Source organism: Kitasatospora sp. NPDC088548, assembly GCF_044753005.1.
Classification (GTDB): Bacteria; Actinomycetota; Actinomycetes; order Streptomycetales; family Streptomycetaceae; genus Kitasatospora.
In genome coordinates, this window is record NZ_JBIVMI010000007.1 from 15786 (window position 1) to 39250 (window position 23465).

Sequence of the window (23465 nt, forward strand, 5' to 3'; positions counted from 1 at the left end):
GGACAGGGGTTTCGATCACAGATCGGGCACGGAGCGCGACCGTCGTCCGGTTCGCCGGAGGTGTGGCCGGGGGCCGGGTGGTCGAGGGCCCTCGGGACAGGGGATGATGGAGGCTTGGCGTTCGGGCCCGACGCCGGGCCGACGCGCCGTCACCTCGACCGCCAGCAGCACATGGGGGAACGTTCCGAATGACCCAGGCGCAGGGTTCCACCGGCCGCCTTCTGGCCGGCCGTTACCGGCTGGACGCGGTGCTCGGGCGCGGCGGTATGGGCACCGTCTGGCGCGCCGAGGACGAAATGCTGGGCCGGATCGTCGCGGTCAAGGAACTGCGGATGAACGCCAGCGTCGAGGAGGACGAGAAGCACCGGCTGATCGTCCGTACGCTGCGCGAGGCCAAGGCCACGGCGCGGATCCGGCACAGCTCGGCGGTCACCGTCTTCGACGTGGTCGACGAGGACGACCGGCCGTGGATCGTGATGGAGCTGGTCGAGTCCCGCTCGCTGGCGGACGTGATCAAGGAGGACGGGCCGCTGGAGCCCGTCCGGGCCGCCGAGATCGCGCTCGACGTGCTGGGGGTGCTGAGCGCCGCGCACGCGCTCGGCATCCTGCACCGCGACGTGAAGCCGTCCAACGTGCTGATCGGCGAGGACGGCCGGGTGGTGCTCACCGACTTCGGCATCGCCAGTGTCGAGGGCGACGCCTCGGTCACCTCCACCGGAATGCTGGTCGGCGCGCCCTCGTACATCTCGCCGGAGCGGGCCCGGGGGCAGAAGCCAGGCCCGCCGGCCGACCTGTGGTCGCTGGGCGGCACGCTGTACGCGATGGTCGAGGGCCGGCCGCCGTACGACCGGGGTTCGGCGCTGGCCACCCTCACGGCGGTGATGACCGAGGAGCTCACCACGCCGACGAACGCGGGCCCGCTGCTGCCGGTGATCGAGGGGCTGCTGGCGAAGGACCCGGTCGAGCGGCTGGACGCCTCGCAGACCCGGTCGATGCTCAAGCGGGTGGTCGCCGAGGACACCGCGCGGGCCGAGTCGACCACCGAGCACGCGATGCCGGTGCGGGCGGCGGGTGTGGCGGGTGCGGCCGGGGTGACCGGTGCGGCCGGCCAGGGCGCGTCCGGCAGCGGTGAGGACGCCGGGGACGTCAAGGGCGCCGGCGAGGACGGCAAGGACGCCGGGAGCGGCGAGGACACCGAGAACACCGAGAACGCGGGCGGGGCCACCGGCAAGCGGCCGGTCGGCGGGCTGCTCGGCACCGTCCGGGTGGGCAGCCGGGCCAAGGACGAGGAGCCCGTCGCCGCGGCGGAGGCCGCGGCCGGGCCCGAGCCGGTCCAGCCGGTGAGCGGGGAGTGGACCCTGGGCGCGACCCAGGCGGCCGGCGCGGACCCGCGCAAGGGCCGGCGGCGGCTGGCCGTGGTCGCGGTGGTACTGGTGCTGCTGCTGATCGCCGGGGCGGTGGCGCTGGTGCGGGCGTTCGGCGGCTCCGACAACGGGGCGGCGCAGGGATCCGGAGTCACCGTCGGGCTGTCGACCGGCGCGGACGCCCCGCCGGTGGACACGCCCCCGGCGGACACGCCCCCGGCCGGGACGGAACCGGCGAGCGGCGCCCCGGAGGCGACCACGCCCGCCGCCCCGAGCACCGCCTCGACCACGCCGTCCGCCGTCACCACGCCCGCCGAGCAGACCGTCGCCCCGCCCGCCCCGGCGCCGTCGTCGGCCCCGCCGACCCCGCCGGCCCCGGCCGGTGCGGCCGTGCCGGCCGGGTACCACGCGTACAAGGACCCGTCCGGTTTCTCGATCGTGCTGCCGGACTGGCTGGAATCGGCCGGCTCCGACTCCGTCCGGCACATCTTCAAGGGCGGCGGCAGCACCCTGACCGTCGAGTGGACCACCAGCCCAGGCCCGGACGCCCTCGCCGACTGGAAGGAGTCCGAGCCCGGGCTCCGCGGCCGCGTCACCAACTACCAGCGGGTGGCGCTGCAGGCCGTCAACTACCGCGAGTGGACCAACGCCGCCGACTGGGAGTGGACGTCCGGCAGCCCCCGCACGCACTCGCTCAACCGGGGCTTCGTCACCGGCACCCCGGCCAAGTACGGCTACGCCATCTACTGGACCACCCCGGACACGGACTGGAACGCACCGCAGAACGTCCAGGCCAGGGAGACCGCCTTCGCGACCTTCCAGCCCGCGCCGTAGCCGGGGTGCTCAGCCGATCAGGCGTTGCTTGGCGCGGCCGAACTCCTCGTCGGTGAGGGCCCCCGCGGTGTGCAGGGCGGCCAACCGCTCCAGCTGGTCGAGCAGTTCGGTACCGGTGGAGGGCGCGGCGGCCGGGGCGGGGGCGAGGGACTTGGGCGTAGCGTTACGGGACAGCCGGGCGGCCGCCCGGATCTGCTCGGCGAAGACCTCGGCCTTGGCCACGTCCTCGAACCGGTGCGAGCCGGTGAGCGCGACCACCAGCAGCACCTCGCCGTTGAACCGGGTCCTGGTCACGGTGGCGTCCGTGACCGCCGAAAGCGGAACCGGGACCGGCGGTTTTCCGTCCTTGAGGAAGAGCAGCCGGTGGGTGGTGAGGACCAGCACGCCCTTGCGGAAGTGGTCGGGATGGCGCCCGGCCGTGGATGCGACCGGCTTTTCGTCGGGTGCGACGTTCGCCTCGACGGTGCGCAGGGCCTCCGCCCGGGTGTCGCTGTTGTTGTTGCCGGCCACGTCGAAGGCCGCGTCGATCAGATCGGTCCAGTCCATGGGATCGAGCGTAATGCGGCAGACAATTAGGCTGGGCGGCGAGCGAGAGGAACACGCATGCGAGCGGTCCCGGGGCAGATGCTGGCGGGTCGTTACCGGCTGACGGATCATCCGGAGGCGGCGCGCGCGCTCGCCGTGGACGAGCGGACGGGAGCCCTCGTCCTGTTGCGCGGCCTGGAGCTGCCGGGCCTGCTGACGAGCGGTCACGATCCCGACGACCCGGTGCCCGAGCAGGGCGAGCGGCTGGTCCGCCGGGTGGGGGCGGTGGGCGCGGCCGCGGCGACGCATCCCCGGCTGCTGCAGGGGGTCGGGGCGTTCGTCGAGGGCGAGCTGCTCTGGACGGTCGAGGAGTGGACGGCCGGGGTGCCGCTGTCCGAGCAGGCCGCGGCCGGGCCGGTCCCGCCGTACCGGGTGGCCGAGGTGGCGGCGGACCTGTCGGGCGCGCTGCGGGCGCTGCACGAGGCGGGCCTCGCGCACGGCAACCTGACCACCGAGTCGGTGCTGGTCTGCGAGGACGGCGCGGCGCTGCTGGGCGGGCTGCTGTCCGGGGTGGCGCAGGAGGCGCTGGCCGAGGAGCTGGGCGGGCCCGGTGGGCGCCGCCGGTACGAGGTGCGGGCCACCCTGGTCGGCCCGGTGGCGGAGCGCTGGCCGCTGGACGGCGGCCCGGCGGGCGACTGCTGGGCGCTCGGCGTGCTGATGCAGCGGCTGGTGACCGGCCGTTCGCCGTTCCCGGACCACGGGGTGCCGGAGCTGGTGACGGCGGTGCGCGACGGGCGACGGGAGCCGGCCGCGGTGTGCGGGCCGCTGGCGCCGCTGGTGGAGCGGCTGCTCCAGCCCGATCCGGCGCTGCGGCCGACGGCGGCGCAGATCCAGCGGGAGCTGGCGGACCTGCTGGCGGGCGCGCCGGAGCCGGTCGACGAGGAACGGGCGGCCGGGCTGCTCACGGTGAAGCCGGAGGGCCCGTTGGTGCCGCTGACACCGCGTCGGCGCGGCCGGGGCGGGCCCGGCCGGGAGCCGGTGGCGGCGGAGACCGGCCCGGAGCCGGCCCGGCCGCCGCGGGTGCCGCCGGCGCTGCTGGGCCCGCTGCTGGTCGCCGGGGTGTTCCTGCTGCTGGTGCTCGGGGTGGCGGCTGTGGTGCTGTTCGCAGGCTGACGGTGCCCGCCCGGGAAGCCGTCGCGGTACGGCGGACGGGGGTGATTACCGGGGTGGGGGCGGTGCGCCTAGTGTGTGCGTGGGATTTGTTCGAACTGTGGTCTGCACCAGGCCCTCCGTCGCGGTGACGGCGGTGGATGAGGGGGAGCGGTCGCCGATGGGCGTGCAGGACCGGCCGGAGGCGGCCGAGGTGGAGCGGCTGCTGGCCGGGCGCTACGAGCTGGGCGACCGGCTCGGCCGGGGCGGGATGGGCACGGTCTGGCGGGCCTGGGACCGGATGCTGGACCGCGAGGTGGCGGTCAAGGAGCTCACTGTCAGTCACCTCCCCGAGGAGGAGCTGCAGATCCTGCACGCCCGGATGAAGCGGGAGGCCAGCGCGGCCGCCCGGATCAAGCACCCCGGCGTGATCACCGTCCACGACGTGCTGGAGCAGGACGGCCGCCCGTGGATCGTGATGGAGCTGGTCGACGGCCGCTCGCTGGCCGACGTGATCAGCCAGGACGGCACCTTGCAGCCGCGCGCCGTCGCCGAGGTCGGCAGCCAGGTGCTGGCCGCGCTGCACCGGGGCCACCAACTGGGCGTACTGCACCGGGACGTGAAGCCGGCCAACGTGCTGCTGGAGCGCGGGACCGGCCGGGTGGTGCTGCTGGACTTCGGGATCGCCACCTACGAGGGCTCGGCCGAGCTGACCCGGCCCGGGGACCTGGTCGGTTCGCCCGACTACCTGGCGCCGGAGCGGGCCCAGGGCGAGCGGCCGGGACCGGCCTCCGACCTGTGGGGCCTCGGGGCGACCCTGTACGCCGCGGTGGAGGGCGAGTCGCCGTTCCGCCGGACCTCGCCGCTGACCACCCTGGCCGCCGTGGTGGCCGAGCCGCTGCCGGAGCCGCGCCGGGCCGGGCCGCTGGGCCCGGTGCTGGCCGCGCTGATGGCCAAGGACCCGGCCGACCGTCCGGCCGCGGACGAGGCGGCCCGGATGCTGGCCGAGGTGCAGGCCGGGCACACCATCGGCCTGAAGGCCGTCGCGCCGCTCAAGATGCCGACCCGGTCGGTGCCGTTGGTGGACCGCAACGGGGAGCCGTCCGAGTCGGCTTCCGCCGTCGAGCCGGAGCCACCGACCGGGTCGCAGCCGGCCGCGGCAGGGGCGGACGGCGCGGGCGGGGTGGACGGGACGGACGGCGCGGGCGGCGCCGTCGTCGGCTCCCCGGCGCCCGTGGAGGTACCCACCGGGCCCACCGCGCCGGTGGTGCACCCCGTCGCGCCCGCGCGCGGCCCGGCCAAGCGCCGCACCGTACTGCGGCTCGCCCTGATCGGCCTGGCCGTCGCCGTGCTCGCGGCCGGGGCCACCTTCCTGGTGACCCGTCACCACGACGCCCCGGTCACGGAGCTCAACCCGGCCGTCTCCGGCGAGCCGAAGGCCGGCGCCCCCGGCAACGCGGAACCGGCGCCCCCCGGCTACCGCTGGGTGGACGACCCGGCGGGCTTCCGCTTCCCGCTGCCGGTCGCCACCCCGGCCTGGCAGCGCAGCACGGACAACGCGAACCAGATCTTCTACAGCCCCGACAACAAGACGCACTACCTGCAGTTCGCCGTCACCGTCGGCCAGTCGGTCAAGCCGCTGGAGCACCTGCGGCAGATGGAGACCACCGTCTCCAAGCTGAAGGACTACCGCCAGCACAAGCTGACCAGCGTCGGGGTGAACGGCCACGACGCGGCGGTCTGGGAGTTCAGCTACGCGGCCAAGGAGGGTGGCCGGCGGCGGGCGATCGAGGCGGAGTTCATCGACGGCGACGGCACCGGCTACGCCGTCTACCTGTCCTGCCCGGACGCGGACTGGCCCGAGGGCGAGCGGCGGTTCACCACGGTGCTCAACGACTTCACCCCGACCCGCTGAACCCGTTCGGCGGGCGCGCGCGGCGGCGCGCGCCCGACACGGGCGGTTTCTTGTTACCGGCGGGTACCGAACCGGCCGCCGAGCGCCTAGGCTGCGCCGTATGACGGACCTCACAGCAGATGCAGCGGCCACTGAGCACACCGGCGACGGCTCGGCGGCCCGCAACCCGGTCGCGCCCGGCGGCGGCCGCACCGTCGCCTCGGCCGTCCCGGCCTCGCTGGTCTCCCGTCTGGCCGGCGGCGTCACGGCCACCGGCGAGCCGCACCTGGTGGAGACCGTCGCCCCGCTGACCGGCGAGCGGCTGGCGAGCCTGCCGCAGTCCACCCCGGCCGACGTCGAGGTCGCGTACGAGCTGGCCCGGCGCGCCCAGCCCGCCTGGGCCGCGCTGCCGGTGCGCCGCCGGGCCGCCGTCCTGCTGCGCTTCCACGACCTGCTGCTCAAGCGACAGGACGAGGTGCTGGACCTGATCCAGGCCGAGACCGGCAAGGCCCGGCTGCACGCCTTCGAGGAGGTGCTGGCCGTCGCCATGGCGGCCCGGCACTACGGGCGCGCCGCCCACGCGTACCTGCGCGACAAGCGGCACGGCGGGGCGCTGCCGGTGCTGACCCGGGCGGTCGAGGCCCGCCGGCCCAAGGGTGTCATCGGGCACATCTCGCCCTGGAACTACCCGCTGGAGCTGTCCATCGGCGACGCCCTGCCCGCCTTCGTGGCCGGCAACGCGGTGGTCAACAAGCCGGACACGCAGACCGCGCTGACCGCGCTCTGGGCCCGGGAACTGCTGGTCGAGGCCGGGCTGCCGGCCGACCTCTGGCAGATCGTGGTCGGCGACGGCCCGGTGGTCGGCCCGGCCGTGGTCGAGCACGCCGACTACGTCTCGTTCACCGGCTCCACCCGGACCGGCCGGGACGTCGCCCAGCGCGCCGCCGCCCGGCTGGTCGGCGCCTCGCTCGAACTCGGCGGCAAGAACGCCATGCTGGTGCTCGCCGACGCCGACCTGGACCGGGCCGCCGAGGGCGCCGTCCGGGCCTGCTTCTCCTCGGCCGGCCAGCTCTGCATCGCGATCGAACGCCTGCTGGTGCACCGCTCGGTGGCCGAGGAGTTCCTGGCGAGGTTCGCCGAGCGGACCCGGGCGCTGCGCCTGGGCGGCGGCCTCGCGTACGGCGCGGACATGGGATCGCTGGTCTCGGTACGGCAGTTGGACGCCACCACGCGGCACGTGGACGAGGCGGTCAAGGGCGGCGCCACGGTGCTGGCCGGCGGCCGGGCCCGGCCGGACCTCGGCCCGTTCTTCTACGAGCCGACCATCCTGGACGGCGTCACCCCGGAGATGGCGGTCTGCGCCGAGGAGACCTTCGGCCCGGTGGTCTCGGTCTACCGCTTCGACACCGAGGAGGAGGCGGTGGCCGCCGCCAACTCCACCGCGTACGGGCTGAACTCCAGTGTCTGGACGAGGGATTCGCGGCGTGGCCGGGCCGTCGCGGCCCGCCTGCGCACCGGCACGGTCAACATCAACGAGGGCTACGCGGCGGCGTACGGCTCGGTCTCCGCGCCGATGGGCGGGATGGGGGAGTCCGGGCTCGGCCGGCGGCACGGCGCCGACGGCATCCTGCGGTTCACCGAGGCGCAGACCATCGCCGGCCAGCGGCTGGTGCCGCTCGCGCCCGCGTTCGGCCTGGACGACCGGCAGTTCGCCGCGGTGTTCACCGGCGGGCTGCGGGTGCTGAAGGCGCTGCGCTTCCGGTAGCCGCGCCCGCCGGGCGGCTCGTCCGGTCCGTCCCCGACGTCAGTTCTTTTCCCGAAGGAGCGGTGGCACATGGTGGGGTCCAGCGGTGCGGCGGACTTCGACTACGACGTGGTCGTGGTCGGCTCCGGCTTCGGCGGCTCGGTCGCCGCGCTCCGGCTGACCGAGAAGGGCTACCGGGTGGCCGTCCTGGAGGCCGGGCGGCGCTTCGACCGCGACGAACTGCCCCGGAACTCCTGGGCCCTGGCCGACTACCTGTGGGCCCCCCGGCTCGGCCTGTACGGCATCCAGCGGATCCATCTGCTGGCCAACGTGCTGATCCTGGCCGGCGCCGGGGTCGGCGGCGGCTCGCTGAACTACGCCAACACCCTGTACGTGCCGCCGAAGGCGTTCTTCGAGGACCGCCAGTGGCGCCACATCACCGACTGGCAGGAGGAGCTGGCGCCCTTCTACGACCAGGCGCAGCGGATGCTCGGGGTGCGGCTCAACCCGACCGTCACCCCGTCCGACGTCCACCTCAGGGCGGCCGCCGAGCGGATGGGCGTCGGGCACACCTTCCACCTGGCGCCGGTCGGGGTCTTCTTCGGTGACGGAAAGGACGCCGAAGGGAGGGCCAGGGTGGCTCCGGGCGCCGAGACCGAGGACCCGTACTTCGGCGGCGCCGGCCCGAAGCGGCGGGCCTGCGTGGAGTGCGGCGAGTGCATGACCGGCTGTCGGCACGGCGCCAAGAACATGCTCACCGAGAACTACCTGTACCTGGCCGAGCGCGGCGGCGCCGAGATCCACCCGCTCACCACGGTGGCCCGGATCCGCGAGCACCGGGGCGCGGACGGGAGCCCGGGCTACGCGGTGGACATACGCCGGACCGACGCGCGCTCCACCACCGACCGGGTGAAGGCGGGGGCGCGGACCGTCACCGCCGCCCGGGTGGTCGTCGCGGCCGGCACCTACGGCACCCAGTCGCTGCTGCACCGGATGCGCGACGGCGGCCACCTGCCCCGGATCTCCGGCCGGCTCGGCGAACTGACCCGCACCAACTCCGAGGCGCTGGTCGGCGCGCAGACCACGGACCGGCGGTACGGCTCCCGGGCGGACTTCACCCGGGGCGTCGCGATCACCTCATCGATCCACCCGGACGAGAACACCCACATCGAACCGGTGCGCTACGGCAAGGGCTCCAACGCCATGGGCGCGCTGTCGATCATGCAGGTCAAGGGCGGTGGCCGGACCCCGCGCTGGCTGCGCTACCTGGGGACGGCGGCCCGGCACCCGGTGACCTTCGCCCGGTCGATGGACCAGCACCGCTGGTCGGAGAAGACCATCATCGGCCTGGTGATGCAGTCCCTGGACAACTCGATCACCGTCTCGCTGAAGAAGAAGGGCCTCGGCAGGAGCCGGCTGACGTCCACCCAGGGCCACGGCGCGCCCAACCCGACCTGGATCCCGGCCGCCGAGCAGGGCGCCCGGGCGCTGGCCGACGAGATCAACGGCTTCGCCGGCGGCACCGTCGGCGAGATCTTCGACATCCCGATGACGGCGCACTTCCTCGGCGGCTGCCCGATCGGCGACACCCCGGAGAGCGGCGTGGTCGACCCGTACCACCGGCTGCACGGGCACCCCGGGATCAGCGTGGTGGACGGCTCGGCGGTCTCCGCGAACCTCGGGGTGAACCCCTCGCTGACGATCACCGCGCAGGCCGAGCGGGCGATGTCGATGTGGCCCAACAAGGGCGAGGAGGACCCGCGCCCGGCCCCGGGCGAGGAGTACCGGCGGGTCGCCCCGGTGGCGCCGGTGCGGCCGGCCGTTCCGCAGGACGCCTTCGGCGCGCTGCGGCTGCCGCTGCTCGCCGTGCCGGAGGTGCCGAGGAAGCGGCCCTGAAGGGCCGGTGCCGCCGCAGGGTCCGCGGTGACCCCGAGCCGTCGGGACCAGGCCGGCCCGGGCCCGGACAGGGCAAAGGGCCCCGCGGGGGAACGGGGCCCTTTGTCGCTCAGCACTCGGCGTCAGGGCGGCGCCGGTGCTGGAGGTGACGGCGCCGGGGGAGGAGCGCCGTCGGGTCGGTCGGATTCTGGGTCGCGCCGTCGCGGCTCCGGCGTGGATGGGCCGGTCGCGCGGGGCGCGCACGCTCGCGGCGCGGCGGTTCGGCGCGCGTGTCTGCGCCGGGCCTTCGCTCACGGAGCGTGAGGTGAAAATCGTTGCCGCCTCGGGTCTTGGCGGCATCGGGGGACGGCCTCCGCGAAGGGCCTCGGGCCCGCCGGGAGAACTGCTTCCAAGCAGCATCGTGCTGGACGAAGGGCTTGTTCTGCAACCGATTCGGCGTACTTCGGTACAGTCCATTTTCGGCCCGGCCGGTTCGGGAGGGCTGTGCCCGTCCGCGTGGGAGGCTCCGACGGGCACAGCGGTGATCACGGTGCGTAGTGATGGTGGTCGGCCGGAGCGCACGGGGACGCGCGTAGCGGCGTGGGACGGCAAAGGGCATGCGCCGGGGTGCGACGGTCGGCCTCCGGGCGTCCCCGGGGACCGACCGCCCCACCTTCCTGATTCCAGTCGCGGCCGGGTTCGCTGTCCCCTGCTGGCCGACCGCCGCACCGGCGCACGGTCCCACGGCGCACCGCTCCCGGCGGGGCCGGGACCGCGGCGGCGCCACGCGCGCCGGTGGACTGGGATGAGCTCCACGCGTGGTCCTGCAAGCCCGTACGGCAGCGCCCCTGCCGGGGCGGAGGCGGCGCACCTGGCGGGCGCGGCGCGGTCGTACGGTCGTCTGGAGCAACGAACCGGCCACCCGGCCGGTCACGGTCCCGGCGGCGGGCAGACGAGTGAAACCGGGCCGCCCGGTAGACTCGGCCTCAGACCCCCAGCCCGTCGCCCGCCGCCACCCTTGTAGGACGCGTGGCGCGCGACACCTTTCGTACCGCTGCCGGAAGGCCGTCCGTGTCCTCTGCTATTCCCGACCAGTCCGTACCTGAGACCGACACCGTCCTGGTCGTCGACTTCGGTGCCCAGTACGCCCAGCTCATCGCCCGCCGGGTGCGTGAGGCCAGGGTCTACAGCGAGATCGTGCCGAGCACCATGCCGGTCGCCGAGATGCTCGCCAAGAACCCGAAGGCGATCATCCTCTCCGGCGGCCCGTCGTCGGTCTACGAGGAGGGCGCGCCGCGGATCGACCGCGCGATCTTCGAGGCCGGGGTGCCGGTCTTCGGCATGTGCTACGGCTTCCAGCTGATGGCCGTGACGCTCGGCGGCACCGTCGACAACACCGGCGCCCGCGAGTACGGCCGCACCCCGCTGACCGTCTCCCGCGCCGGTTCCACCCTGTTCGAGGGCGTCCCGGCGCAGCACTCGGTGTGGATGTCGCACGGCGACGCCTGCTCCGCCGCCCCCGAGGGCTTCGTGGTCACCGCCTCCACCGGCGTGGTGCCCGTCGCGGCCTTCGAGAACGACGAGGCCCGCCTCTACGGCGTCCAGTACCACCCCGAGGTGCTGCACTCCGACCACGGCCAGCAGATCCTGGAGCACTTCCTCTACCGCGGCGCCGGCCTGGCGCCGACCTGGACGACCGGCAACGTCGTCGAGGAGCAGGTCGCGCTGATCCGCGCCCAGGTCGGCGACAAGCGCGCCATCTGCGGCCTCTCCGGCGGCGTCGACTCCGCGGTCGCGGCGGCCCTGGTCAACAAGGCCATCGGCGAGAAGCTGACCTGCGTGTACGTCGACCACGGCCTGATGCGCAAGGGCGAGACCGAGCAGGTCGAGAAGGACTTCGTCGCGGCCACCGGCGTCCAGCTGAAGGTCGTCGACGCGCAGGAGCGGTTCCTGACCGCGCTCGCCGGGGTCAGCGACCCCGAGGAGAAGCGCAAGATCATCGGCCGGGAGTTCATCCGGGTCTTCGAGCAGGCCCAGGCCGAGATCGTGGCCGAGGCCGGCGAGCACGGCGAGTCGGTGGAGTTCCTGGTCCAGGGCACCCTGTACCCGGACGTGGTGGAGTCCGGCGGCGGCACCGGCACCGCCAACATCAAGTCCCACCACAACGTCGGCGGCCTGCCCGAGGACCTGCAGTTCCAGCTGGTCGAGCCGCTGCGCAAGCTGTTCAAGGACGAGGTCCGGATGGTCGGCCAGGAGCTCGGCCTGCCGGACGAGATCGTCCAGCGCCAGCCGTTCCCGGGCCCGGGCCTGGGCATCCGGATCGTCGGCGAGGTCACCAAGGAACGCCTGGACCTGCTCCGCGACGCCGACGCGATCGCCCGCGAGGAGCTGACCGCGGCCGGTCTGGACCGCGAGATCTGGCAGTGCCCGGTCGTGCTGCTCGCCGACGTGCGCAGCGTCGGCGTCCAGGGCGACGGCCGTACCTACGGTCACCCGATCGTGCTGCGTCCGGTGTCCTCCGAGGACGCCATGACGGCCGACTGGTCGCGGCTGCCGTACGACGTGCTGGCGAAGATCTCCACCCGGATCACCAACGAGGTCCGCGACGTGAACCGCGTGGTGGTGGACGTCACCAGCAAGCCGCCGGGCACCATCGAGTGGGAGTGACCGCTCCCCGCCGGCACTGAGCGGCCGCGCCGTCGTTCCCGTGGACAAGGGAGCGGCGGCGCGGCCGTTCGCGGTGTACCGGGCGCCGGACGGGTGGGACCTCCCACCGAAAGCGCTCGCGACCGTGCAGAATGCGGACCGGACCTGCCCGGGCGTGGCAGGCAGGGAAGGAAGGTGTGAGCGATGTCGGAGGCCAGCAGCTCCATGGTGGCCGGCGGGGGAGCGGCCGGCCGGGCGGTCCGGCGCAAGAACCTCGCCTCGCGGTACGCGCTGCTGCCGGTGCGGATCTTCCTCGGCGTCACCTTCGTCTACGCGGCGCTGGACAAGCTCTCCGACTCGCACTACCTGGCCGGCGCGGGCGACCCGGCGTCGTTCGTCTCGCAGACCCAGGCGGTCAGGGACAGCAGCCCGGTCTCCTTCCTGCTCGGCGCCGCCCTGCACGCGCCGACCCCGTTCGCGCTGGCCATCGCCTTCGGCGAGCTGGCGGTCGGCCTCGGCACCCTGGTCGGCCTCTGGGGCCGGGCCGCGGCGCTCGGCGGGGCGCTGATCAGCCTCAGCCTCTGGCTGACCGTCAGCTGGAACGTCTCGCCGTACTACCTCGGCAACGACCTGGCCTACCTGATGGCCTGGACGCCGCTGGTGCTGGCCGGCACCCCGTACCTGTCGGTGGACGGCTACCTCGCCCGGCGGTCGGCCCGGGACCGTGCGCGCGGGCTGCGTGAGCAGCACGTCAGGCGGCGGTCGGTGGTGGACGGCGGCATCGCGGCCGTCGCGATCGGCGGCGGGGGGCTGCTCACCGGTTCGCTGACGGCCACCTTCGGGCGCCCCAAGCAGGCGGCCGTGCCCCAGCGGTCCGCCCCGGCCGGTCCCGCCGCGCCGGCCGTCTCGGTGGCCGCCGCGAGCGTCCCGGTCGGCGGCTCGGCCCAGGTCAAGGACCCGGCCACCGGCGACGCCGTCTACATCGTCCAGCCCAAGGCGGGCCAGTACTGCGCCTTCTCCGCGGTGTGCACGCACTCCGGCTGCGCGGTCGACGCGCCGAAGAACGGGCAGCTGTACTGCCCGTGCCACGGCTCCCGGTTCGACGCGGCCACCGGCGCCGTGGTCAACGGGCCGGCCACCAAGGCGCTGCCCAGGTACGGCGTCACCAAGGACGGCGACAAGCTGAACCTCGGGCCGCTGCAGAGCTGACGCCCCAGGGCGTGCTCAGTCCCGGCGGGGCTCGTCGCAGCGGCCGCGCCGGGTCATCGCCGCGACCGCCCCGGCCAGGCCGCCGACGCCCAGCACGATGAACGTCACCGGGATGACGATCCGGCCGTTCACCGTGATGTCGTTCAGCGACGCCACCAGGTAGAGCACCGCGATCACGGTGAACAGTCCGCCCGCGATCAGCGAGAACAGGTCGAGCTGGTGCTTCCTCACGACTGGACCACCTTGATCTCGCCGAGCCCGACCGTCAGCTGGAGGTCGAGCGTGCCCTTGGATGTCTGACCGTTCAACGGCTGGTACTGGTACGTACGGGTGGTCCGGTCACTGGTGACCGGCTCACCGGGCGCCCGGACGTTGCCGAGCACGACGCGGGTCCGCAGGTTCACCGTCACGTCCGACGGCAGCGTGACGGTCAGGTTGCCCATGCCCAGCTGCACGGTGGTGCCCACGGCGGCACCGGCCGGGTCCAGCCCGGCCAGGTCCAGCTCGATGTCGCCGGCCCCGAGGACGTACGTGGGCTCCAGCTCGCTCGCCGAGACGACGCTCCAGCTGCGATGGCCGGCCGCGTTCTGCATCGAGACCGACGAGTGACCGACGAAGCTCAGCGCCAGAGTGAGCAGCAGCCCCACCACGGTCAGCCGCCGGGCCCGGCCGAACTTCGCGCCGACCAGCAGCGTCAGACCGACCACCAGCAGGGCGGTCGCCAGCACGGTGGCGTTCAGCACCGTGGTGCTGCGGTCCGCCGAGGCCGACCAGACGGCGGTCGCCGCACCCACCGCCACCAGCAGGCCGAAGAAGCCGAGCGCCGAGCGCTCGCACCGGCGGTGCACCACCGGGGGGGCCGCGGGGGGCGCCGCCGGGCCGCCCTTGCGCAGCGGATCGCCCTGCGGCAGGTCGGGGCGCCGCCACCAGGGCTCCGCCTGCGGCCCGGCCGGCGGGACGGGTGTGCCGTGCGGTGCGGCGGCGCCGTCGTACGGGTTGCGCTCGGGGTGGCGCGGATCCCACAGGTAGCCGCTCGGCCCGGTGTGCGGGGTGTCGGCCGGGACCGTTCCGGCCGCCCGCTCCTCGGCGTGCCGCGCCCGCGCCCGCTGGTCCTCGGCCGGCCGCGGCCAGGAGTAGGCGGAGCCCGACGGCTCCTGCTCCGGGAAGTGCCGGTCGAACGGGCCGCCGCGGCGCTCCCGGCCGCGCCGGCGGCCTCGGCGGCGCTCCGGGTCGTAGCGGACCGCGAGGAAGACCAGGGCCCCGAGCAGCAGCAGCGGGAACATCTGGTCCCCGTCGCCCATGGAGGAGAAGAACACCCCGGTGCCGATCACGGTCAGCAGCACCGCGCCGACCGACTGGCCGTCCACCCGGCCGGTGAGCACCCGCTGGAGCTCGGTGCGGCCCGCCGTGCGGCCGCCCTTGCCGTCCGGGACCGGCTCGGTCGGGACGATCAGCCAGGCCAGCCCGTACAGGAACAGCCCGAGGCCGCCGGAGAGGCAGAGCACGGCCGTCACGACACGGAAGACCACCGGGTCGATGTCCAGATGCCGGCCCAGGCCGCCGCAGACACCGGCCACCACGCGGCGGTGCTCGGTCCGGGTCAGCGGGGGGCGTTCCGGCTCGGGCGGGGAGTTCGGCCCGGTCTCCTGGAGGGGGTGGTCTTCGGTCATGTCCACCATCCTGGTGGCTGCCGGGCCCCGGCCCAACCGGTCCGAGCCCTGTCCGGACCCTGACTTGTCCCTGAGAGAGGGTAGGGGGGCACCCTGATGCGTCCGGCCCCGCCCGCGTGGAACCATCGTGGCGTGGCAGCCCCCGGTTCCGACTCCCGACCCCTCGTCCCCGACGCAGCGCCGTCGGCCGGCCCCGATCCGGCCGTGCCCGCCGACGGCCGGCCGCCGTACCGCCGGTTCTACCGCAGCCCGCAGGGCCGGATGCTCGGCGGGGTCGCGCACGGGCTCGCGGTGCACCTCGGTCTGCCGGTCACCTGGGTCCGGGTCGCCTTCGTGCTGCTGTTCTTCGCGCAGGGCATCGGCGTGCCGCTGTACGCGGCGTTCTGGTTCGTGGTGCCGATCGGCATCGGCGAGCCCGCGCAGCGCGGCGCCCACTGGGTCTACCTCAACGGCGCCTTCGTGCCCACCGGGCTCGGGCAGGCACCGGGGGCGGCCCTGAGCAAGGGCCGGCGCGGGCGGCTCGACCGGCTGCGGGAGCAGTTGCAGCACACCTTCCACGGCGAGCCCGCCGGGGCGCCGCCCGCCGAGACGGGCGAGGAGGGGGCGGCACCGGCCCGGGCCGCCGGGAGCGGCCAGGCCGGCCTCGGCCAGCTCGCCGCGCTGGTCATGGTGGTGATCGGCCTGATCGCCCTGCTCAGCTCGCTCGGCGTGCAGACCGCCAAGCCGTACACCTGGCCGCTGCTGGCGATCGGCGTCGGCGTCGCGCTGGTCTGGCGGCAGGCCGACGACTCCCGCTGGCAGCGCTGGTTCGGCCTGGAGGAGAGCGAGAAGCGGCGCGGCGCCTACACCCGCGTCGGTGCCGGAGTGCTGCTGGTGGTGGCCGGCACCATCGCCTTCCTCGCCATGCAGGGCAGCGGCTCCACCCTGGGCTCGGTGGTGGAGGCCTCGCTCGCGGTGCTGGCCGGGGTGCTGGTGCTGGTCGGCCCGTACGCGCTGCGGATGTGGCAGGACCTCGGCGCCGAACGCACCGCCCGCATCCGCGCCCAGGAGCGCGCCGAGATCGCCGCGCACGTCCACGACTCCGTGCTGCACACCCTGACCCTGATCCAGCGCCGGGCCGAGGACCCCAAGGAGGTGCTGCGCCTGGCCCGGGCCCAGGAACGCGAGCTGCGCCTCTGGCTCTACCGCCCGGAGGCCGCCGCCGAGGCCGCGCCGGACACCATGGCCGAGAGCCTGCGCGCGGTGGTCGCCGAGGTCGAGGACCGGCACGGGGTACCGGTCGAGGTGGTCATCGTCGGCGACTGCCCGATGGACGAGCGGATCTCGGCACAGATGCAGGCCGCGAGGGAGGCGACGGTCAACGCGGCCAAGTACGGTGGCGGGGGACCGGTCCAGGTCTACGCCGAGGTGGAGGGGAGGACGGTGTCGGTGTTCGTCCGCGACCACGGCCCCGGCTTCGACCCCGATACGGTGCCCGAGGACCGGATGGGCGTACGCGAGTCGATCATCGGCCGGATGAAGCGCAACGGCGGCACCGCACGGGTGCGGTCCGCGCCGGACGGCGGCACCGAGGTCGAGCTGGAGATGGAGAGAACGGATGACTGAGGCAGCGCCGGCGGTGGCGTCCCAGGCCGAAGGCCCGGGCAGGATCGCGCGGGTCGTCCTGGTGGACGACCACCGGATGTTCCGGACGGGGGTACGGGCGGAGATCGGGCGCACCGAGGCCACCGGCATCGACGTGGTCGGCGAGGCCGACGACGTGGAGTCCGCGGTCCGGGTGGTCGCCGAGACCAGGCCGGACGTGGTGCTGCTCGACGTCCACCTGCCCGGCGGCGGCGGGGTCGAGGTGCTGCGCCGCTCGGCCGGGCTGATGGGGGAACAGGGCGGCGTGAAGTTCCTGGCGCTGTCCGTCTCCGACGCGGCCGAGGACGTCATCGGGGTGATCCGCGGCGGTGCCCGCGGCTACGTCACCAAGACCATCACCGGCACCGACCTGGTCAACGCGGTCTTCCGGATCTCCGACGGCGACGCGGTCTTCTCGCCTCGGCTGGCCGGCTTCGTGCTGGACGCCTTCGCGGCCACCGACACCCCGCCGGTGGACGAGGACCTCGACCGCCTCACCCAGCGCGAGCGCGAGGTGCTGCGGCTGATCGCCCGCGGCTACGCGTACAAGGAGATCGCCAAGCAGCTGTTCATCTCGGTCAAGACGGTGGAGAGCCACGTCTCCGCGGTGCTGCGCAAGCTCCAGCTGAGCAACCGCCACGAGCTGACCCGCTGGGCCACCGCGCGCCGGCTGGTCTGAGCCCCGGGACCTCGCCGCCCCGTTGCCCGCCCGGCCCGGTTCCTCCGGCCGGGCGGGCTTGTCAGTGGGTGGCCATAGACTCGGAGTGCCATGAGTAGCCTCTTTGACGACCTCCCGCTCCCCGGTTTCGAGGCCCCCGCCGCCGGGTCGAAGCAGCAGCCCGCCGCCCCCGCCGACGAGGAGCCGCCGCCGTACGAGGACGACGTCCCGTACGACGCGTACGAGGAGGCGATTCCGCAGGGGCTGTTCGAGACCGACCACGCCGCCGAGGCCGAGCGGGACTCCTGGTACCGCAACGGCGCCGCCCGGACGGTGGTGGACCCGGCGCAGCTGCTGGAGGGGATGAACGACCCCCAGCGCGAGGCGGTGCTGCACGCGGGCTCGCCGCTGCTGATCGTGGCCGGCGCGGGCTCCGGCAAGACCAGGGTGCTCACCCACCGGATCGCCCACCTGCTGGGCGCGCGCGGGGTGCAGCCGGGCGAGATCCTGGCGATCACCTTCACCAACAAGGCGGCCGGCGAGATGCGCGAGCGCGTCGAGCAGCTGGTCGGGCCGCGGGCCCGGGCGATGTGGGTGTCCACCTTCCACAGCGCCTGCGTACGGATCCTGCGCCGCGAGTCCAAGCTGCTCGGCTTCACCTCCTCGTTCTCGATCTACGACTCGGCGGACTCGCAGCGGCTGATGTCGCTGGTCTGCCGCGATCTCGACCTGGACCCGAAGCAGTTCCCGCCGAAGTCCTTCACGGCGAAGATCAGCAACCTGAAGAACGAGCTGATCGACGAGGAGACCTACGCCGACCAGGCCGCCAACCCGATGGAGAAGAAGCTCGCCGAGGCGTACTTCCTCTACCAGCGGCGCCTGCGCGAGGCCAACGCGCTGGACTTCGACGACATCATCATGACCACCGTCAACCTGCTCCAGGCGTTCCCCGACGTCGCCGAGCACTACCGGCGGCGGTTCCGGCACATCCTGGTCGACGAGTACCAGGACACCAACCACGCCCAGTACATGCTGGTCCGGGAGCTGAGCGGGGGCTCGGTCACCGCCGCGCCGAAGCGCACCGTCGACGGGGACCTGGTGGACCCGGCGGCCGGGCGGCTCGCCGAGGTGCCGCCGGCCGAGCTGTGCGTGGTCGGTGACGCGGACCAGTCGATCTACGCCTTCCGCGGCGCGACGATCCGCAACATCCTCCAGTTCGAGGAGGACTACCCGGACGCGGTCACGATCCTGCTGGAGCAGAACTACCGCTCCACCCAGACGATCCTGAGCGCCGCCAACGCCGTCATCGAGCGCAACGCCAACCGGCGCGAGAAGAAGCTCTGGACGGCCGGTGACCACGGCGAGAAGGTGATCGGCTACGTCGCCGACGACGAGCACGGCGAGGCCCAGTTCATCGCCGACGAGATCGACCGGCTGACCGACGCCGGGGACGCCAGGCCCGGCGACGTCGCGATCTTCTACCGGACCAACGCCCAGTCCCGGGTGTTCGAGGAGGTGTTCATCCGGGTCGGGCTGCCGTACAAGGTGGTCGGCGGGGTGCGCTTCTACGAGCGCAAGGAGGTCCGGGACGTCCTGGCCTACCTGCGGGTGCTCTCCAACCCCGAGGACACCGTGCCGCTGCGCCGGATCCTCAACGTGCCCAAGCGCGGCATCGGCGACCGCGCCGAGGCGATGGTCGACGCCCTGGCCGCGCGGGAGCGGATCTCCTTCGCGCAGGCGCTGCAGCGGGTCGACGAGGCGTACGGCATGGCCGCGCGCTCGGCGAACGCGGTGAAGAAGTTCAACACGCTGATGGCCGGGCTGCGGCAGGTCGTGGAGTCCGGAGCGGGCCCCGCGGCGGTGCTGGAGGCGGTGCTGGAGGAGACGGGCTACCTCGCCGAGCTGCAGTCCTCCACCGATCCGCAGGACGAGACCCGGGTGGAGAACCTCCAGGAGCTCGCCTCGGTGGCCCTGGAGTACGAGCAGGACCCGGGGGAGCGGCCGGACGCGGGCGAGGACGGCGCACCGCCGGTCGGCTCGCTGGCCGACTTCCTGGAGCGGGTGGCGCTGGTCGCCGACTCGGACCAGATCCCGGACGAGGACGAGGAGGGGCAGGGCGTCATCACGATGATGACCCTGCACACCGCCAAGGGCCTGGAGTTCCCGGTGGTCTTCCTCACCGGTATGGAGGACGGCATCTTCCCGCACATGCGGGCGCTCAACCAGGTCAAGGAGCTGGAGGAGGAGCGGCGGCTCGCGTACGTCGGGCTGACCCGCGCCCGGGAGCGGCTCTACCTGACCCGCTCGGTGCTGCGCAGCGCGTGGGGGCAGCCCTCGTACAACCCGGCCTCGCGGTTCCTGGAGGAGATCCCGGAGCCGCTGGTGGAGTGGAAGCGGATGGGGGCGGCGTCGGCGCCGGCCCCGCGCGGGTACGCGGGGGGCTCGTCCGGGTCGTCCGGCTCGTTCGGCGGGCGCGGGTTCGCCGCGAGCGGCGGCGGTTCGCGCGGGTCCTCGCGGGGCGCCGCGGCGGCTGCGCCGAAGGCGGGCTGGGGGCAGTCGGCGCGGCGTTCCGGCGGCGCCGTCGAGCGCGAGGTCGTCGGGCTGGCGGTGGGCGACCGCGTCACCCACGACACCTTCGGGCTGGGCACGGTGGTGGCCACCACCGGCGTCGGCGACAAGGCGCAGGCCACGGTGGACTTCGGTTCGGAGGGGCGCAAGCAGCTGCTGCTGCGGTACGCGCCGGTGGAGAAGCTGTAGGACCGGGGCGGCGGGGCCCGCGCCGGCGGACGGTGGGTCAGCGCGGGTCGATGCCCTGGGCGAGCAGCCAGGGCAGCGGGTCGACGGGTGCGCCGCCGCCGGCCGGGCGGATCTCGAAGTGCAGGTGCGGGCCGGTGCTGTTGCCGCTGCTGCCGACGAAGGCGATCACGTCGCCCGCCTTCACCGTGCCCTTGCGGATCTTGTACGAGCGCAGATGGCAGTACCAGGCCTCGGTGCCGTCGGCCGTCTTCAGGATCGTCATATAGCCGTACGACGGATTCCACTGGGTGCGGATCGTCCCGTCGGTGACGGCCAGCACCTGGGTGCCGCCGTCGACCGGGAAGTCGATGCCGGTGTGCCGGGCGGCCCAGTGCGTACCGGACGCGCCGAACGTCTCGCCCAGACCGCGCTGGGCGACCGGGAGGGAGATCTTGGGGCGCTCGGGCGGCTTGGGCGCCTCGGCGGTCGGGTCGGCGGTCGGGTCGGCGGTTGGCTGCGCGGCCGGGTCCGTGGTGGGCTGTGCGGCCGGGTCGGCGGCGGGCTGGGTGCCGGACAGCGGCTGGCGGGCGTCGCCGCGGGAGGCGTGAGCGGCGTCGCCCGGTGCGGAGGCCTGCCGGACGGTGGTCCCGGCGGCCGCACCGGCGCCGGCCGGGTCGGCGGCGGCCTGCTCGGGCCCCCGGCCGGCCGCCTGCGCGCGCTGCTGGTCGGCCGCTTCGCCCTGGACGGTCACGGCGGCCGCCGTGGCCACTCCGAGCGCGGCCACCGACGGCAGCGCGACCCGCAGCAGCGCCGTTCTGGTGGCGGCCTTGGCGGCGTCGCGGCGCTGGGCGCGCGACTGTTCGCGGGCGGCCACGCGCAGCTCGGCGCGGGTCGGACGGGCGGCTGCTTCGGGAGCCATCGGGGGCTGCCTCCTCGGTGGGCCTCGGGCACGTCGACGGACAGGGGAAAACAGCCGAGACTGTAGTCGTAACGCCGACATCCGGACAAAAGTCCGGATGTCAAGAGGCAGGGCCGTGGGGACACCGACGGTGACGGAGGGACGGAAAGCGGGCGGCGAAAGGCGAAGCTGTGACTTTCCCCTCCTCTTGCCGGGCGGCACGGCCAACCGGGCCGGGTGGCGCTAACCTCCCCTCAGGTTTGTTATTGCTGGTTAACCGCGCCCGCGCCCGACGAGGTCCGGTGGGGTGGTGGACGACGAGGTCCAGGAGGCAGTGATGGGTGTGTCAGGGCCGATCCGCGTGGTGGTCGCCAAGCCGGGGCTCGACGGTCACGACCGGGGCGCCAAGGTCATCGCGCGCGCCCTGCGCGACGCCGGTATGGAGGTCATCTACACCGGGCTGCACCAGACGCCCGAGCAGGTGGTCGACACCGCCATCCAGGAGGACGCGGACGGCATCGGCCTGTCGATCCTCTCCGGTGCGCACATGACGCTCTGCGCGCGCGTCCTGGAACTGCTGAAGGAGCGCGACGCGGAGGACATCAAGGTCTTCTGCGGCGGGATCATCCCGGACGACGACATCGCCGAGCTCAAGGCCCTGGGCGTCGCGGACATCTTCACCCCGGGCACGCCGACCCGGGACGTGGTGGCCTGGGTCGAGGCCAACCTGCGGGCCGCCGGCTGAGTCCACGCCGACCGGGCCGGTACGGAGAGCTTCCCGCTCCGTACCGGCCCGGTCGCATGTCGGAGACCGCCGCTCAGCCGTCGAGTTCGGCGAGCATCGCCTCCCGGAAGCGCAGGGTGCCGGCCAGCCGGGCGAAGGTCTCGCCCCAGGCCGAGGCGGGCGCGGCGGAGGCCGCCAGGGCCTCGACGGCGGTGGCCGTCCCGGGGGCGAGGGCCCGCTCGGTCATCCCGAGCACCCCGCTGTGGCTCCACGGGTACGCGCCGGAGGCGGCCGCCCGGTCCAGCGCCGCGACCACGGCGGTCGACAGCGGCGGGGTCCACGGGGTCGCGCAGGCGCCGAGCAGCTGGAAGGCCTCGCCGAGGCCGTGCACCTCGACGAAGGCGGCCGTCCAGGCGGCCCGTTCGGCGGCCGGGAGCACCGAGAGCAGCTTCGCGGGAGCGCCGGCCGTCCGGGGTGCGCGGCCCGTCCGGGTGCCCCTCCCCGGGGCGGGCGCGGGGCCGAGCAGCGCCCGCGCCCAGCCGGCGTCCTGCTGGCGGACGGCGGCCCTGGCCCAGGCCTCCCGCAGGTCGTCGGCCCAGCTGCTGCTGGTCTCGTCGATGCTGTCGCCGACCCGGAGGGCGAGCAGCTGATCCGGCGTCAGGCCGGTGGTCCCGGACCAGACGGCCAGCGGGGCGGCGGCGATCACCTCGCCGAACCACCAGGCCCGTTCGCCGCGCCCGGTGGGCGACTTGAGCGCAATGCCGTCGCGCTGCATGGCGGCGTCGCACGCGGCGGGCGGGCTGACCAGCAGATGCGTGCCGCGCTCCGAGAGGCGTACGGCGGTGCGGGCGCGCTCGGCCATCCGGTGGGCGAGGGCGGTGCCGGGGAGGGTGGAGAGCAGCTCGGCGGCGGTGGCCCGGACGTTCTTGCTGCGGTCGCCCAGGGCGGCCTCCAGGAACGGTTCGTCGGCGAGGGAGAGGCCTTCCTGCAGGGCGTCCAGGAAGAGCAGGCGGTCCTCGGCGCGTTCGGTGGGCCAGCTGCTCCGGAGCAGGGCCAGGCCGGCGGCGGGGTCGCTCCGGCGGAGCGCGGTGAGGTGGGTGACGCGTTCGGCGAAGAGGCCCTCGTGCCAGAGGCGGTCGTCCTCGGGGAGTTCGGCGGCGGGCGCGGGGTCGGTGGTGGTGCGCAGGACGAAGCGCCAGTCCGGGTTCTGGGCGGCGAGCCAGCGGCCGAGCGGGCCGGCCAGTGCGACCGCGTCGGGGCGCAGTTCGCTACGGGCCCGGGCCGCGTCCAGCAGGGCCGGGACGAGAGCGGCGGGCGGGCGGTAGCCGCGGGAGCGGGCGGTGGTGAGCCATTGGGGGAGCAGCTCGGCGAGGTTGGCGAGGGCGTGGCTCGAGCTGCTTCCGGCGCCGCGGTTGCTGAGCAGCAGGGAGAGCCGACGGGCGGCGGGGGGCGGGAGTTCGGGGCGCGGGTCCTCGGGAGCGGGCGGGCCGGGGGGTTCGGTGGCGGGCGCGGGGAGGGCACCGGCGCGGCGGCGGACGGCGGCCAGGGCGGCGAGTTCGAGGAGGGCGGTGGCCGGGTCGGTGCGGTCCACCGCCTGGGCGGTGGTGCGGTGGGCGGGGGAGCCGGTGGGGGGATCGGCCGGCAGGGGGCGGCGGTCGGTGCCGAGGAGGGCGGGGGTGTGGAGGGTCTCCCAGGGGTCGGCGGGGGTGGTGGGTGGCACGGGGGCTCCTGTGGGTTGGTGGTTGCTGTTCGGGGGGGCTCTCGGGAGGGTGGTGGCGGGGGGGGGGGGGGGGGGGGGGGGGGGGGGGGGGGGGGGGGGGGGTTGGTGTGGTTTGGTGGGGGTGGGGGGGGGGGGGGGGGGGGGGGGGGTTGGATAGGGGCCCGCGGGGCCCACGGGGCCCCCCCCCGGCCCGCCC

The 23465-nt window shown here is 74.6% G+C and carries 16 protein-coding genes and 1 pseudogene; 12 read left to right on the forward strand and 5 right to left on the reverse strand.

Annotated elements, in window-relative coordinates; all coding sequences use genetic code 11:
- Positions 1-188 precede the first annotated feature (188 nt).
- Positions 189-2198 (forward strand): protein kinase, encoded by a 2010-nt coding sequence (locus ACIP82_RS11570; protein WP_400653073.1) that lies wholly within the window; start codon positions 189-191, stop codon positions 2196-2198.
- Between the two features lie 9 nt (positions 2199-2207).
- Here the strand turns inward: ACIP82_RS11570 and ACIP82_RS11575 are convergent, their stop codons facing one another.
- Positions 2208-2744, reverse strand: coding sequence for an SHOCT domain-containing protein (locus ACIP82_RS11575; RefSeq protein WP_400653075.1), 537 nt, complete (start codon positions 2742-2744; stop codon positions 2208-2210).
- A 57-nt stretch (positions 2745-2801) separates the two neighbouring features.
- On the opposite strand from ACIP82_RS11575, the gene ACIP82_RS11580 reads away from it, so the two are divergent.
- From ACIP82_RS11580 to ACIP82_RS11610, 7 genes and pseudogenes are all read left to right on the forward strand, one after another.
- Positions 2802-3896, forward strand: coding sequence for a protein kinase (locus ACIP82_RS11580; protein ID WP_400653077.1), 1095 nt, complete (start codon positions 2802-2804; stop codon positions 3894-3896).
- A gap of 157 nt (positions 3897-4053) precedes the next feature.
- On the forward strand, positions 4054-5787 hold the full coding sequence (locus ACIP82_RS11585) for a protein kinase (protein ID WP_400653079.1): 1734 nt from the start codon (positions 4054-4056) through the stop codon (positions 5785-5787).
- Between the two features lie 100 nt (positions 5788-5887).
- Positions 5888-7531 carry a succinic semialdehyde dehydrogenase gene (locus ACIP82_RS11590; RefSeq protein ID WP_400653081.1) on the forward strand — a complete coding sequence of 548 codons (1644 nt, stop codon included), beginning with the start codon at positions 5888-5890 and terminating at the stop codon, positions 7529-7531.
- A gap of 69 nt (positions 7532-7600) precedes the next feature.
- Positions 7601-9406 (forward strand): GMC oxidoreductase, encoded by a 1806-nt coding sequence (locus ACIP82_RS11595; protein WP_400653082.1) that lies wholly within the window; start codon positions 7601-7603, stop codon positions 9404-9406.
- A 1050-nt stretch (positions 9407-10456) separates the two neighbouring features.
- Positions 10457-12052, forward strand: a complete 1596-nt coding sequence (gene guaA / locus ACIP82_RS11600) for a glutamine-hydrolyzing GMP synthase (RefSeq protein ID WP_363605556.1) — start codon at positions 10457-10459, stop codon at positions 12050-12052.
- 204 nt (positions 12053-12256) lie between these two features.
- Positions 12257-12751 (forward strand): annotated as a pseudogene (locus tag ACIP82_RS11605) (DoxX family protein); the annotation flags it as partial.
- A 189-nt stretch (positions 12752-12940) separates the two neighbouring features.
- Positions 12941-13240 (forward strand): Rieske (2Fe-2S) protein, encoded by a 300-nt coding sequence (locus ACIP82_RS11610; RefSeq protein ID WP_363605797.1) that lies wholly within the window; start codon positions 12941-12943, stop codon positions 13238-13240.
- Positions 13241-13255: 15 nt separating this feature from the next.
- Here ACIP82_RS11610 and ACIP82_RS11615 read toward each other — a convergent pair whose 3' ends face one another.
- Together ACIP82_RS11615 and ACIP82_RS11620 are read right to left on the reverse strand one after the other, a co-directional pair.
- Positions 13256-13471 carry a hypothetical protein gene (locus ACIP82_RS11615; RefSeq protein ID WP_363605558.1) on the reverse strand — a complete coding sequence of 72 codons (216 nt, stop codon included), beginning with the start codon at positions 13469-13471 and terminating at the stop codon, positions 13256-13258.
- Positions 13468-14910 carry a PspC domain-containing protein gene (locus tag ACIP82_RS11620; RefSeq protein ID WP_400653084.1) on the reverse strand — a complete coding sequence of 481 codons (1443 nt, stop codon included), beginning with the start codon at positions 14908-14910 and terminating at the stop codon, positions 13468-13470. Before ACIP82_RS11620 ends, ACIP82_RS11615 begins: the two co-directional genes overlap by 4 nt.
- Before the next feature lie 132 nt (positions 14911-15042).
- Here ACIP82_RS11620 and ACIP82_RS11625 point away from each other — a divergent pair, with 132 nt between their 5' ends.
- The 3 genes from ACIP82_RS11625 (at position 15043) to pcrA (ending at position 19948) form a co-directional block, all read left to right on the forward strand.
- Positions 15043-16515, forward strand: coding sequence for a PspC domain-containing protein (locus tag ACIP82_RS11625; protein WP_400653086.1), 1473 nt, complete (start codon positions 15043-15045; stop codon positions 16513-16515).
- Positions 16508-17212 (forward strand): response regulator transcription factor, encoded by a 705-nt coding sequence (locus tag ACIP82_RS11630; protein ID WP_363605560.1) that lies wholly within the window; start codon positions 16508-16510, stop codon positions 17210-17212. The genes ACIP82_RS11625 and ACIP82_RS11630 overlap by 8 nt, the downstream gene beginning before the upstream one ends.
- Before the next feature lie 90 nt (positions 17213-17302).
- Entirely contained in the window at positions 17303-19948 is a 2646-nt protein-coding gene (pcrA, locus tag ACIP82_RS11635) for a DNA helicase PcrA (RefSeq protein ID WP_400653088.1), read from the forward strand.
- Positions 19949-19985: 37 nt separating this feature from the next.
- Here the strand turns inward: pcrA and ACIP82_RS11640 are convergent, their stop codons facing one another.
- Complete coding sequence (locus tag ACIP82_RS11640) at positions 19986-20846, reverse strand: M23 family metallopeptidase (protein WP_400653089.1); 861 nt, start codon at positions 20844-20846, stop codon at positions 19986-19988.
- Between the two features lie 316 nt (positions 20847-21162).
- Between ACIP82_RS11640 and ACIP82_RS11645 the strand changes: the two genes are divergently transcribed.
- Positions 21163-21570, forward strand: a complete 408-nt coding sequence (locus ACIP82_RS11645; protein WP_363605564.1) for a cobalamin B12-binding domain-containing protein — start codon at positions 21163-21165, stop codon at positions 21568-21570.
- A gap of 73 nt (positions 21571-21643) precedes the next feature.
- On the opposite strand, the gene ACIP82_RS11650 is transcribed toward ACIP82_RS11645, so the two are convergent.
- Entirely contained in the window at positions 21644-23269 is a 1626-nt protein-coding gene (locus ACIP82_RS11650; protein WP_400653092.1) for a DUF5691 domain-containing protein, read from the reverse strand.
- Positions 23270-23465 lie beyond the last annotated feature (196 nt).

Bases quoted from the DNA above. Each gene is read 5' to 3' on its own strand.
- ACIP82_RS11570 (WP_400653073.1), top strand. From the start codon at position 189: ATGACCCAGGCGCAGGGTTCCACCGGCCGCCTTCTGGCCGGCCGTTAC.
- ACIP82_RS11580 (WP_400653077.1), top strand. From the start codon at position 2,802: ATGCGAGCGGTCCCGGGGCAGATGCTGGCGGGTCGTTACCGGCTGACG.
- ACIP82_RS11645 (WP_363605564.1), top strand. From the start codon at position 21,163: ATGGGTGTGTCAGGGCCGATCCGCGTGGTGGTCGCCAAGCCGGGGCTC.
- ACIP82_RS11585 (WP_400653079.1), top strand. From the start codon at position 4,054: ATGGGCGTGCAGGACCGGCCGGAGGCGGCCGAGGTGGAGCGGCTGCTG.
- pcrA (WP_400653088.1), top strand. From the start codon at position 17,303: ATGAGTAGCCTCTTTGACGACCTCCCGCTCCCCGGTTTCGAGGCCCCC.
- ACIP82_RS11575 (WP_400653075.1), bottom strand. From the start codon at position 2,744: ATGGACTGGACCGATCTGATCGACGCGGCCTTCGACGTGGCCGGCAAC.
- ACIP82_RS11640 (WP_400653089.1), bottom strand. From the start codon at position 20,846: ATGGCTCCCGAAGCAGCCGCCCGTCCGACCCGCGCCGAGCTGCGCGTG.
- ACIP82_RS11630 (WP_363605560.1), top strand. From the start codon at position 16,508: ATGACTGAGGCAGCGCCGGCGGTGGCGTCCCAGGCCGAAGGCCCGGGC.
- ACIP82_RS11620 (WP_400653084.1), bottom strand. From the start codon at position 14,910: ATGACCGAAGACCACCCCCTCCAGGAGACCGGGCCGAACTCCCCGCCC.
- ACIP82_RS11595 (WP_400653082.1), top strand. From the start codon at position 7,601: ATGGTGGGGTCCAGCGGTGCGGCGGACTTCGACTACGACGTGGTCGTG.
- ACIP82_RS11590 (WP_400653081.1), top strand. From the start codon at position 5,888: ATGACGGACCTCACAGCAGATGCAGCGGCCACTGAGCACACCGGCGAC.